At 69.5% G+C, this 12,302-nt stretch carries 10 protein-coding genes; 1 reads left to right on the top strand and 9 read right to left on the bottom strand.

What is annotated here, in order from left to right:
• Positions 1 to 427 precede the first annotated feature (427 nt).
• Entirely contained in the window at positions 428 to 1,435 is a 1,008-nt protein-coding gene (locus ACIBLA_RS09345) for a stage II sporulation protein M (protein ID WP_363245677.1), read from the bottom strand.
• Between the two features lie 119 nt (positions 1,436 to 1,554).
• Here ACIBLA_RS09345 and ACIBLA_RS09340 point away from each other — a divergent pair, with 119 nt between their 5' ends.
• A complete protein-coding gene (locus ACIBLA_RS09340; protein ID WP_363245676.1) occupies positions 1,555 to 2,511 on the top strand; it encodes an RDD family protein in 957 nt (318 codons plus the stop codon).
• 5 nt (positions 2,512 to 2,516) lie between these two features.
• Here the strand turns inward: ACIBLA_RS09340 and ACIBLA_RS09335 are convergent, their stop codons facing one another.
• From ACIBLA_RS09335 to ACIBLA_RS09300, 8 genes are all read right to left on the bottom strand, one after another.
• On the bottom strand, positions 2,517 to 3,131 hold the full coding sequence (locus tag ACIBLA_RS09335; RefSeq protein ID WP_399198249.1) for a hypothetical protein: 615 nt from the start codon (positions 3,129 to 3,131) through the stop codon (positions 2,517 to 2,519).
• Positions 3,132 to 3,333: 202 nt separating this feature from the next.
• Positions 3,334 to 4,791 carry an adenosylhomocysteinase gene (gene ahcY, locus ACIBLA_RS09330; protein ID WP_399198233.1) on the bottom strand — a complete coding sequence of 486 codons (1,458 nt, stop codon included), beginning with the start codon at positions 4,789 to 4,791 and terminating at the stop codon, positions 3,334 to 3,336.
• 303 nt (positions 4,792 to 5,094) lie between these two features.
• Complete coding sequence (locus tag ACIBLA_RS09325) at positions 5,095 to 6,102, bottom strand: cation diffusion facilitator family transporter (protein ID WP_399198232.1); 1,008 nt, start codon at positions 6,100 to 6,102, stop codon at positions 5,095 to 5,097.
• 96 nt (positions 6,103 to 6,198) lie between these two features.
• Entirely contained in the window at positions 6,199 to 7,368 is a 1,170-nt protein-coding gene (gene manA, locus ACIBLA_RS09320) for a mannose-6-phosphate isomerase, class I (protein WP_363245673.1), read from the bottom strand.
• A 153-nt stretch (positions 7,369 to 7,521) separates the two neighbouring features.
• Complete coding sequence (locus ACIBLA_RS09315) at positions 7,522 to 8,658, bottom strand: SIS domain-containing protein (protein ID WP_363245672.1); 1,137 nt, start codon at positions 8,656 to 8,658, stop codon at positions 7,522 to 7,524.
• Between the two features lie 82 nt (positions 8,659 to 8,740).
• On the bottom strand, positions 8,741 to 8,923 hold the full coding sequence (locus ACIBLA_RS09310) for a Trm112 family protein (protein ID WP_363245671.1): 183 nt from the start codon (positions 8,921 to 8,923) through the stop codon (positions 8,741 to 8,743).
• Positions 8,924 to 9,052: 129 nt separating this feature from the next.
• Positions 9,053 to 10,411 carry a phosphomannomutase/phosphoglucomutase gene (locus ACIBLA_RS09305; RefSeq protein ID WP_399198231.1) on the bottom strand — a complete coding sequence of 453 codons (1,359 nt, stop codon included), beginning with the start codon at positions 10,409 to 10,411 and terminating at the stop codon, positions 9,053 to 9,055.
• 79 nt (positions 10,412 to 10,490) lie between these two features.
• Positions 10,491 to 12,107, bottom strand: coding sequence for an L-lactate permease (locus tag ACIBLA_RS09300; protein ID WP_399198230.1), 1,617 nt, complete (start codon positions 12,105 to 12,107; stop codon positions 10,491 to 10,493).
• Between the last annotated feature and the right edge of the window lie 195 nt (positions 12,108 to 12,302).

Here is a 12,302-nt window from a genome sequence, read left to right as displayed (position 1 = left end):
GTTCTCAAGGAACGGACGCTTCCTTTGGTCCCGTCTCCGGGCCCTCCGGGCTTTTCCCTTCGGTCTTGCTGTCTTGCGTTTCCGACTCTATCAGACTCTTTTCGCGTCTCACTTCTCATGGAGAAGCAGTCTCGATTAAGAGATCTGATGACCTTCGGAGTGGCCCTTTGCCTTTCGGCGAGCCCGACATTATCAGAAACATCCGGGCCGACTAAATCGGCCACTGCGATTCGGATGATGTATCGGAGAGCTCTGCGGAAATTCGATTCCCGCTCAGAGCTGGATAGAAATTAGCTGCTGCCTCCGAACTTGTCCAGCTTCGAGGCAACCGTTCAAATCTACCTCCCCACACAGTCCGTGTCAATGATCGGCAGCGATCTCTGCGGGGCGAAGAGGAGACTAGCAGGTCAGTGACCCGCAACGCACATCAGGCTGCCGTGGGCAGTTGGGCGCTCTGGTCGGCGGTCTCCACATCGCCCGTGTCGCCCGCTCGGGCCGCTCGGCCGCCGAGCACGTACACGTACGCCAGGAAGGCCAGCTCGGAGAGGACGCCGATGGCGATGCGTGCCCATGTCGGCAGGCCGGACGGGGTCACGAAACCCTCGATCAGGCCCGACACGAAGAGGATCAGGGCGAGGCCGATGGCCATGCCCACGGCTGCCCGTCCCTGTTGGGCGAGCGCAACGCGGCGGGTGTACGGGCCGGGGTCGATCAGCGTCCAGCCGAGGCGCAGGCCCGTACCGGCGGCGACGAAGACCGCCGTCAGTTCGAGCAGGCCGTGGGGCAGGATCAGGCCCAGGAAGGTGTCCAGCCGGCCGGCGGACGACATCAGGCCGATACCGACCCCGAGGTTGAGCATGTTGAGGAAGAGGATCCAGATCACAGGGAAGCAGAGGAACGCGCCGAGGACGAGACACATGGCCGCTGCCTGGGCGTTGTTCGTCCAGACCTGGGCTGCGAAGGACGCTGCCGGGTGACTTGAGTAGTAGGCCTCGTACTCACCACCGGGGCGGGTCATCTGGCGGAGGTCTTCGGGGGCGGCTATCGCCGACTGGACCTCGGGGTGGGTGCCTATCCACCAGCCGATGAGAGCGGCGACGAGCACCGAGAGCAGCGCGGTCGGTATCCACCAGTGCCGGGAGCGGTACACGGCGGCGGGGAAGCCTGCCGTAAGGAAGCGGGCGGCGTCGCGCCAGCCGGCGCGGCGGGTGCCCGTGACGACCGAGCGGGCACGGGCGACCAGCTGCGTCAGCCGCGCGATGAGCATGGGGTCCGGGGCGCTGGACTGGATCAGGGAGAGATGGGTGGCTGTTCGTTGGTAGAGGGCGACGAGTTCGTCCGCCTCGGCACCCGTGAGGTGCCGTCCACGGCGCAGGAGAAAGTCCAGGCGGTCCCACTCGGGTCGGTGGGCCGTCACGAAGACGTCGAGATCCATGGTCGGCTGCTGCTCCAGGCACTGGGTGCGTACGGTCCGTACTACTGCGGCACGTTGCAGGCCAGCTTGGCAGACTGAGCGGTCCGGGGGCAGAGAAGGTCAGTGGAGGGTGGATACCGGTGAATGAGCTTGTGACGGGCGACGCGGTCGTGTTGGGGCTGCGCCCCGCGAAGCTGCCGAGCCGGGCGTTGGCCGTCGTCATCGATCTGGTGGTGGTGTGGACCGCGTACATCGTGGTCTCGATCGTCCTCGCCATCGCGACGGATTCGCTGGACACGGCCGCCGTGGCGGCGCTGGCGGTCGCGAGCTTCCTGCTGATACCGGTGGGCGTGCCGATCGCGGTGGAAACCCTCAGCCATGGGCGTTCGTTGGGGAAATTGGCATGCGGGCTGCGGGTGGTGCGTGACGACGGCGGGCCTATTCGTTTCCGGCACGCGCTGGTGCGTGGGGCGATCGGTGTGGTGGAACTGCTGATGTCCTTCGGCGTCATCGCGTGCATCGCCTCGCTCGTGTCGGCGCGTGGCCGGCGCGTAGGTGACCTGTTCGCGGGGACGCTGGTCGTACGCGAGCGTGTGCCGGCCGATCGGGCCCCTGCCGTGCCGCCTCCGCCGCCGTGGCTCGTCGGCCGCTTCTCCGAGCTGGATCTGTCCTCGGTCCCCGACGATCTGTGGCTGGCCGTACGGCAGTACCTGACTCGGATGAGGCAGCTCGACTCCGGCGTCGGCTGGTCGATGGCGCAGCGGCTGGCCGATGATCTGGCGGCGCGTACGGGCGTGCCACTGCCGCACGGTGTACCGCCGGCGGCGTATCTGGCGGCTGTGGTGAACGAGCGGCAGGCGCGGGACGCGCGGCGGGCCTTCGGCTCTGCGGTGGCTGGTGCCGAGGCGGGTCGAACCACGCCTGGCACATCGCCCGGCACCGCCGGCACCGCGGGTGGTCCGCCGGTACAGCCACCGCGGGTGCGTCGGCCCGAGGTCGTACAGCCTCAGGACGCGGCGGAGGCGGCCGAGGCGGCGGCAACTCATGGGCCGGGTCCGCTTGCTCCCCCGGCCTCCGGGTTCGCGCCGCCCGCATAGGCGGTTCAGGGCAGGGCCGACGGCGGGGTTTCGAGGTCTTCGAGCTCGATGCCCGGCGCCGCGAGGACCACGTCGCCGCTGATGTGGACGCTGTGCTGCTCCCCGGTGTCCAGGGCGCTGACCTGGTACTCGTCCACGGTCAGGGGGCCATTGTCAGTGGCATGCGCTTCACTACTCACCAGCGCCCAGGACTGGTCGAGCGTGCGGGGTGCGAGGACCGGGTCCGTGAAGGCGACGAGACGGACTCGGGTCGCGGGGGAAGCGGGAGTGAGGCGGAGAAGGCGGGTGATCGCGAGGAGGAAAGCGGGGGATGTGCCGGTGAAGGCGTGGGCGCGGACATTGCCTTCGGTGGCTTCGGTGCCGGTGGGGTCGGTACGGACCCAGGTGACGCCTTCGAGTGCGGCGGCGCGGACCCGCCAGCTCGCGGCGTGCAGTTCGAGTCGGATGGGGCGGCCGAGTTCGTCGAGAGTGAGGTCGACGGAGCCGGCGTGGTCGCCGGAGGGAGCGGTGGTCTGGGAGACGTAGCGCCAGCCGGAGGGGCCCGGCGCGCAGTGGAAGTGTTCTTCGCCGAGGGGGGTGTGGTCGTGCGGGTCGTGGAGTGAGTAGCGGCCACGGGGCATGTGCGGGAGTCCTTCGGTGTCCTCGGGGGCCGTGGCGATGAAGTCCGCACTCGGTGCGGTCCGCGTGCACACGGACCGCCTGGACCGGAAGCCGAGCCGGTGGGACCAGGAGCGGTAAAGCGGGGCAGGCCCCCAACACGGGGGTGTGGGGGCCTGCCCGTACCGCTGGGTGTCAGCGGCGGGTGCTGGTGGGACTGGTGGGTCAGTAGCGGTACTGGTCGGGCTTGTAGGGGCCTTCCACCTTCACGCCGATGTACGCGGCCTGTTCGGGGCGCAGCGTCGTGAGCTTCACGCCGAGCGCGTCGAGGTGGAGGCGCGCGACCTTCTCGTCGAGGTGCTTGGGCAGCACGTAGACGTTGGTCGGGTACTCCTCCGGCTTGGTGAAGAGCTCGATCTGGGCCAGCGTCTGGTCCGCGAAGGAGTTGGACATCACGAAGGAGGGGTGACCGGTCGCGTTGCCGAGGTTCAGCAGGCGGCCCTCGGACAGCACGATGAGTGTCTTGCCGTCGGGGAACGTCCAGGTGTGGACCTGCGGCTTGACCTCGTCCTTGACGATGCCCGGGATCTTCGCGAGGCCGGCCATGTCGATCTCGTTGTCGAAGTGGCCGATGTTCCCGACGATCGCCTGGTGCTTCATCTTGGCCATGTCCGCGGCCATGATGATGTCCTTGTTGCCCGTCGTGGTGACGAAGATGTCGGCGATGCCGACGACGTCGTCCAGCGTCGCGACCTGGTAGCCGTCCATCGCCGCCTGGAGCGCGCAGATCGGGTCGATCTCGGTGATGATCACGCGGGCGCCCTGGCCGCGCAGGGACTCCGCGCAGCCCTTGCCCACGTCGCCGTAACCGAATACGACGGCGACCTTGCCGCCGATCAGCACGTCGGTGGCACGGTTGATGCCGTCGATGAGGGAGTGCCGGCAGCCGTACTTGTTGTCGAACTTCGACTTGGTCACGGCGTCGTTGACGTTGATCGCCGGGAAGAGGAGGGTGCCCTCGCGGTGCATCTCGTAGAGACGGTGGACACCGGTGGTGGTCTCTTCGGTGACGCCGCGGATCTCGGACGCCAGGAGGGTCCACTTCTGCGGGTTCTCGGCGAGGGTGCGGTTGAGGAGACGGAGGATGTAGCTGTACTCCTCGCTGTCCGCGGTGGCCGGGTCCGGGGCCGCGCCGGCCTTCTCGAACTCGACGCCCTTGTGGACGAGCAGGGTGGCGTCGCCGCCGTCGTCCAGGATCATGTTCGGGCCGCCGGTGGAGGCGCCCGGCCAGGTCAGGGCCTGCTCCGTGCACCACCAGTACTCTTCGAGCGTCTCGCCCTTCCAGGCGAAGACCGGGATGCCCTGCGGGTCGTCCGGGGTGCCGTTCGGGCCGACGGCGATCGCGGCGGCGGCGTGGTCCTGGGTGGAGAAGATGTTGCAGGACGCCCAGCGGACGTCGGCGCCGAGCGCGACCAGCGTCTCGATGAGGACGGCGGTCTGCACGGTCATGTGCAGGGAGCCGGTGATGCGGGAGCCGGCGAGGGGCTGCGCCTCGGCGTACTCCTTGCGGATCGACATCAGGCCGGGCATCTCGTGCTCGGCGAGGGTGATCTCTTTGCGGCCGAACTCGGCAAGCGAGAGATCGGCGACCTTGAAGTCCTGTCGGTTGGCGACAGTGGTCATAACGAGCTGCTCCTCGTAAAGGGGTCGAGGGTGGGTACGGCTGACTGTGCGGCGGGCGGGCATACGGATGCCCGGACGTACGCAACGCAGTCCGTCGGAGGCCCTCTCTCCCTCGGCCGGTCCGCGCCGCAGACCGCCCGACCGCCATCAGCAGCGACGTCTGGCTCTGATGACGAATCTACACCGATTGGCCCAGCGCCCCACAGCCCACCGGGGTCTGGTCCCTTCTCCGGCAGGCGGGGAGGCCCCGGCGCGAGGTGCGCCGGGGCCTCCTTGAGGATGCGAACGGATGCGAACGGGTGGTCAGTGGTCCTTGTCCGCCTCAGAGGTCGGCTCGGAGGCCGGCTCGTCCTCCGTGGCGGCCGGTGACTTGGCGGGGTTGGTTCCCGTCGCCGCTGCCGCCTCGCTGTAGATGTCCGGCTCCAGGTAGATCACGCGGGCGATCGGGACCGCCTCGCGGATCCGCGTCTCGGCGGCGTTGATCGCCTGCGCGACCTCGGCCGCCGTGTCGTCGTGCTCGACGGCGATCTTCGCTGCCACCAGCAGTTCCTCGGGGCCGAGGTGGAGCGTGCGCATGTGGATGATGCGGGTGACGACGTCACCGTCGACCATCGCGGCCTTGATCTTCTCCACGTCGTCCAGACCGGCGGACTCGCCGAGCAGCAGGGACTTCGTCTCCGCCGCCAGGACCAGGGCGATCACGATCAGCAGGATGCCGATGCAGAGGGTGCCGATGCCGTCCCACAGGCCGTCGCCCGTGGCGAGCGCCAGGCTCACGCCCACGAGCGCGAGGACCAGACCGACCAGGGCACCCAGGTCTTCAAGGAGGACGACCGGGAGCTCGGGAGCCTTGGAGTGGCGGATGAACTGCTTCCACGAGCGCTTGCCCCGCGTCGCGTTGGACTCGACGATGGCCGTACGGAACGAGAACGACTCGACGATGATCGCGAAGACGAGGACGCCGACCGGCCAGTACCAGGCGTCGATCTCATGCGGGTGCTTGATCTTCTGGTAGCCCTCGTAGATGGCGAACATGCCGCCGATGGAGAAGAGCACGATGGAGACGAGGAACGCGTAGATGTAGCGCTCACGGCCGTAGCCGAAGGGGTGCTCCGGGGTCGCCTCGCGCTTCGCCTTCTTGCCGCCCAGGAGCAGCAGCCCCTGATTTCCGGAGTCGGCGAGCGAGTGGACGCTCTCGGCGAGCATCGACGACGAACCACTGAAGAGGAACGCCACGAACTTGGCTACTGCGATCGCGAGGTTGGCGGCGAGCGCCGCCACGATCGCCTTGGTTCCGCCTGACGCGCTCATGGGTGGGGTGGGTCCCTTCCTCGGTCTGCGGCCCTGGCGCCGCGGTACGGCGGGACATTGTTGCAGCAGCCGCGGCGGACCGTGCGCGGAGGTGGTTCAGGCGATGACGGTGGCACGGAAGACCGTGCCCGTACCGGTCAGTTCGGTCTTTTCGCCCGCGGGAACGAAGACCGAACCTCCGGGGGTCAGGTCGATGTCGTTGGCGCGCGGTGTGCCTTCCGTGCAGAGGAGGATCTGGGGGGTGCCGGCGGTGAGTTCGCGGGGCGCCGCGCCGGGTGCCAGGAGGTAGCGGGACAGCCTGAACTCGTCGATCGGGGTCTCGTACAGCTCCTCGCCGGACGGTGATGCCTCGGGGCGGAGCACGGCGGGTTCGGTCGCCGCGAAGCGCACGACGCGGAGCAGTTCCGGCACGTCGACGTGTTTGGGGGTGAGGCCGCAGCGCAGGACGTTGTCCGAGTTGGCCATGATCTCGACGCCCAGGCCGCTCAGATACGCGTGCGGGACACCGGCGCCGAGGAAGAGGGCTTCGCCGGGCTGGAGTTGTACGCGGTTGAGCAGCATCGCCGCGATGACGCCCGGATCGCCAGGGAAATGGTGGGCGATCGACACATATGGCGAGTACTCGCCGCCGAGGCGTGCCGCGGCTTCGGCGGAGGAATGAACAGTACGGGACATCTCGTCGGGGTCGGCGGTCAGCACAGCGGTGAGGACTTCGCGCAGCGCGGCTTCCTCGGGGTGTGCGTTCAGGAGGTCCACGTACGGCTTGAGCGAGTCGACTTCCAGCCGGGCGAGAAGGTCTGCGGCCTCGGAGGGGGCGCGGAAGCCGCAGAGGCCGTCGAAGGGGGTGAGTGCGCAGATCAGTTCGGGCTTGTGGTTGGCGTCCTTGTAGTTGCGGTGCGGAGCGTCGATGGGGACGCCCTGGCGCTCCTCCGCCGCGTAACCCTCCTTCGCCTGGGCGAGGTTGGGGTGGACCTGGAGGGAGAGCGGGGCACCTGCGGCGAGGAGCTTGAGGAGGAAGGGGAGACGTGGGCCGAATTTCTTGACGGTGGGGGCGCCGAGTTCCGCTTCGGGGGCGGCTGCGATGGCGTCGGAGAGCGGGTGTTGGAGGGGGGTGGTGGTGCGGTTGATACGGGACGGGGCACCCGGGTGGGCGCCCATCCACATCTCGGCCTGGGGCTCGCCTGTGGGGGCGGTGCCGAGCAGTTCCGGGATGGCTGTCGTGGAGCCCCAGGCGTAGGGGCGCACGGTGTTGGAGAGGCGGTCCATGGTGCTTCCTTGCTTGCGGGACGTACGGGCGAAATACGGAGGTGGCGCGGACGCGCGGCAGGAACGGGGGTGAGAAGTCGGCAGTGTGAAGTCGGGTGCGCCTGAGGCGCGTTCAGCGCAGGGGGTGGTCTGGGAAGCCGGAGCCTGGCGGGTTCATTCGCGGTTGCCCGAGGCGAGGGCAAGATACACGGCGGTGAAGTCGGTGACGGCGACGAGTTCCGCGAGGGCTTCGAGTTCGCTGCCATCCTGCGGCTCCAGCTCGCTGATGGCCGTCTCGTGGCTGATGGCGAGTTCGCGGGCGGCCGGGGCCGCTGTCAGTCCGCCGACGGGGCGGTCGCGGAGCAGCACGACACGGGCGCGCAGCGCCTGGGGCTCCTCGACACGGTCGCGGAAGAAGTCGTCGGGGTCGGCGGCACCCCCGGCGAAGTCACCACCCAGGAGAAGGCCGTGCGCGGGCAGGGCGCCGGGAAGCTCGGCCGCGAGCGCGGGACGGCCGGACAACTCGGCCAGTACGGCGGCGAAGCGGCGCCCGGCGGGGGCGGCTGCCGTGCCTTCCGTCCAGATCAGCGGGAGACTGTCGGCGAGTTCGGCGGCGAGGGTCTTGGCCGGGTTGCTGTATGTCGCGATGGCCGGGCCGCAGCGCTCTGCCGTGCTGTCCAGGCGGTCCGCGACGAGTTGAAGCGTCTGGGCCGAGGCGGTGAGCAGTCCTACGCGGTCGAGAAGCGTGAGGAGGGGGGTGAACAGCGCCCAGAGGGCACCTGGGCTCGCGGCCTGGATCTCCTCGTACTGTTCCTGCGGTGTGGGCGCCATGGGGACGGCGAGGCCGCGTGAGCCGCCGACGGCCTCACTGAGCGGGGAGTGGCGCGGGGCGACGGCGACGACGGTGCAGCCGCGGCGGTACGCCTGCTCGGCGAGGAGTGCGAGGCCGGGTTCGCCGCCGTCGGTCGTGGCGATCAGGAGCAGGTCGACGGAGCCGGCCCAGCCGGGGAGCGCCCAGCGCAGGGCGCCTGCGGCGGGAGCCACGCCGGTGGGGCGCAGCATGGTGACGGGCGCGGAGGCACCGGCTAGCGCGCCGAGCAGGTCGGCGACGCCGAGTGCGGCGGTGCCGGAGCCGGCGAAGAGGACGGCGCGAGGGCGGCCTTCCGGGTTGAGCTGCTCGATGCCCGCCTCGGCGGCGTGCCGTAGGGCGGTACGTACGCGTGCCCCGGCCTCCGCGGCACCGAGGAGGAGCCCGCGGTGGTCGGCGCGGGCCAGCGCGTCAGGCGCGTCGAGCAGGGACTCGTCGAGCATGGCGGGGTGGGTCTCCGATCGCCGGGCGCCGTGGAGGGCGCGTGAGCACGGGCGTGGGCGTCTCGCGGCCTGCGGACACGGCCTAGGCGGGGCGGCGGGCCTCGTCGACGAGGAGTACGGGGATGTCGTCCCGGACGGGGTAGGCCAGGCCGCAGTCCTCGCCGGTGCAGATCAGCTCGGGGGTGTCGGCCGTGGTGTGGTCGCTGAGCGGCGCGTGGCAGGCCGGGCAGGCGAGGATCTCCAGGAGGCCGGCTTCGAGCGGCATGTGGTGGGTGTCCCTTCGAAGGAGCTGAGGCGTGCGGTGGTGGTGCGGATTGAGCCACGTCAGCCTACCGCCGGAGGGTGGGGTGGGGCTCGTTCTGGGGCGGGTGGGCCGGGGCGGGGCGGGCCCTCTTCAGGAGCGGATCAGGCTCAGGGCCTCGTCTCTGATCTTGGACATCGTCGATTCGTCACGGGCCTCCACGTTGAGGCGCAGCAGCGGTTCCGTGTTGGAGGCGCGGAGGTTGAACCACCAGTCGGAGGTTGTCACCGTCAGACCGTCGAGGTCGTCGATCGTGACGCCCTCGCGGTCGGCGAAGGCGTACCGTACGGCGGCCAGGCGGGCCGTCTGGTCGTCCACCGTGGAGTTGATCTCGCCCGAGCCGGCGTACCGGTCGTAGGAGGCGACGAGTTCGGACAGCGGGCCGCTCTGGCCGCCGAGCGCGGCCAGGACGTGGAGTGCGGCGAGCATGCCCGTGTCCGCGTTCCAGAACTCGCGGAAGTAGTAGTGCGCCGAGTGCTCACCGCCGAAGATCGCGCCGGTGCGGGCCATCTCCGCCTTGATGAAGGAGTGACCGACGCGTGTGCGGACCGGGGTGCCGCCGTGCTCCTTGACGACTTCGGGGACCGACCAGGACGTGATGAGGTTGTGGATCACCGTGCCGCCGGGGTGTTTGGCGAGTTCACGCTCCGCGACGAGCGCCGTGATCGCCGACGGTGATACGCCCCTCCCCCGCTCGTCGACGACGAAGCAGCGGTCCGCGTCGCCGTCGAAGGCCAGGCCCAGGTCCGCGCCTTCGGACAGCACACGGGCCTGGAGGTCCACGATGTTCCGGGGATCGAGCGGGTTGGCCTCGTGGTTGGGGAACGTGCCGTCCAGCTCGAAGTACATCGGGACCAGGTCGACGGGCAGGTCGGCGAAGACCGTGGGGACCGTGTGGCCCCCCATGCCGTTCCCCGCGTCGACCACGACCTTCAGCGGGCGGATCGCCGAGAGGTCGACCAGGGACAGCAGATGTGCCGCGTAGTCGTTCAACGTGTCACTCTGCGTGATGGTTCCCGGTTTCGCCGCCTGCTCCGGGGGCCCCTCGGCCAGCCATGTCTCGACCAGCGCGCGGATCTCGGCCAAGCCGGTGTCCTGCCCCACCGGCGCGGCGCCCGCGCGGCACATCTTGATGCCGTTGTACCGCGCGGGGTTGTGCGAGGCGGTGAACATCGCGCCCGGCAGGTCCAGCGCTCCGCTCGCGTAGTACAGCTGGTCCGTCGAGCACAGCCCGATCAGCGTGGCGTCCGCCCCGCGCCGGACAGCTCCCTTGGCGAAGCTCGCCGACAGGTGGGGCGAGGAGGGCCGCATGTCGTGACCGACGACGATCGCCGTGGCGCCCGTGGCTTCCACGAAGGCTGCCCCGAAGAGCTCGACGAGCCGGTCGTCGAGCTGGTCGGGATATACGCCACGTACGTCGTACGCCTTCACGATCTGGCCCAAGTCGGCCACGGCCACCCCTCCTGAGGTCTCTGCGGACAGTCACCACAAACTACCCGCGCCCTCGGCGAGATCCGAAGGACAGGCCGCCCTACGGCAGCATCCATCCCAGTACGAAGGTGCTCTGCCCGACCACGATCAGGCACATCACCAACAGCAGCCCGAGGCTCCAGGGCAGGACCTTCCTGAGGAGGTCCCCTTCCTTGCCCGCGAGGCCGACCGCGGCGCACGCGATGGTCAGATTCTGCGGAGAGATCATCTTGCCGAGGACACCACCGGAGCTGTTCGCCGCCGCCAACAGCTCGGGCGACAGGCCGGATTCACGTGCCGCCGTCACCTGGAGTGCGCCGAACAGCGCGTTGGCCGAGGTGTCGGAGCCGGTGACGGCGACGCCGAACCACCCCAGCACGGGCGACAGGAACGCCAGCCCCGCGCCCGCCGCCGCGACGAAGTGGCCGATGGTGGCCGCCTGTCCGGAGAGGTTCATGACGTACGCGAGGGCCAGCACGGACACAACGGTGAGGATCGCGTACCGCAGCTCGTGCAGCGTGGCCGCCCACTCCTTCACCGCGTCCTTCGCCTTGAGCCCGATCACCCCGGCCGTCAGCAGGCCCGCGACCAGGACGAGCGTGCCGCCGGTCGAAATGAGCGGCAGCGAGAAGACATTCGCCCCGACCGGCTTCCCCTCGGAGTCGGCGACATCGAGGAACGGCCAGTCGAAGGACTGCGTCGCCTTGGCCAGCAGGTCCTTGACCGGCGGGATCTGGGCGAGGGAGAAGATCACCACGATCAGTCCGTACGGGGCGTAGGCGCGGACGACTTCACGGCGGTCGTCCTCGACGTCCAGGTCCTCGCTGCGCGCGCCCTTCAGTACGGAGGTGCGCACCGCCTCGTCGGCCGGCCTGCGCGCGCTCGGTACGGCGAGCAGTGCCGCCGCGCCCACCAGCGCGGCCCCGATGTCGGCGAGTTGGGCGGAGACGTAGTTGGACGCGACGAACTGCGCGGCACCGAAGGCGAATCCGCATGCGAGGGCGGGCGCCCAGGTCTCGCGCAGACCCCGCTTGCCGTCCACGAGCCCGACGAGCACCAGGGGCACCACAATGGCGAGCAGCGGCGTCTGGCGGCCGACGACCGAAGCGACGGTGTCCAGCGGCAGCCCGGTCACCTGGGCCAGGGTCACCACCGGCGTACCCATCGCCCCGAAGGCCACGGGCGCGGTGTTGGCCACCAGGGCGACGACCGCCGCCTTGACGGGGTCGAAGCCCAGCGCCACGAGCATCACCGCGGAGATGGCGACCGGTGCGCCGAAGCCGGCGAGCGCTTCGAGGAGCGCGCCGAAGCAGAAGGCGACGACGAGCGCCTGGATGCGTGGGTCGTCGGAGAATCGCCCGAACGAGCGCCGCAGGATGTCGAAGTGCTGGGTGCGGACCGTCATCCGGTACACCCAGAGGGCGTTGACGACGATCCACATGATCGGGAAGAGACCGAAGACGACGCCCTGCGCGCCGGCGGAGACGGTCTGGCCGATCGGCATCCCGAAGGCGAGCCAGCCGACCAGGACGGCGGCTGCCAGGCCTATCAGTCCGGCGCGATGAGCCTTCATACGGACGGCACCGAGCAACACCAGCACCGTGAACAGGGGGAGCGCGGCGACCAGGGCGGACAGGCCGAGCGAATCGGCGACAGGTTCCAATTGCTGTTCGAACACGACAGGGACCTCCGAATTCCGCGATGCGGAAAGTGATCTCTCACTACTGGGAGGCATGATCGTGTCCACGACAAGACAGGTCAATGGCCCCCGCAGGAACCGTCACGGGAAACTCGGATGCAGGACCGACGCGACCGGGAGGCCCCGGTCGACTTCAGGACTCAGGCGTCAGCGGCCCTCAAGGCACCGCAGGAG

This window comes from Streptomyces sp. NPDC050433, assembly GCF_044458565.1.
Taxonomy (GTDB): Bacteria; Actinomycetota; Actinomycetes; order Streptomycetales; family Streptomycetaceae; genus Streptomyces.
Note: the sequence above shows the minus strand (reverse complement) of the source record. Positions and strands in the feature narration are given on the sequence as shown.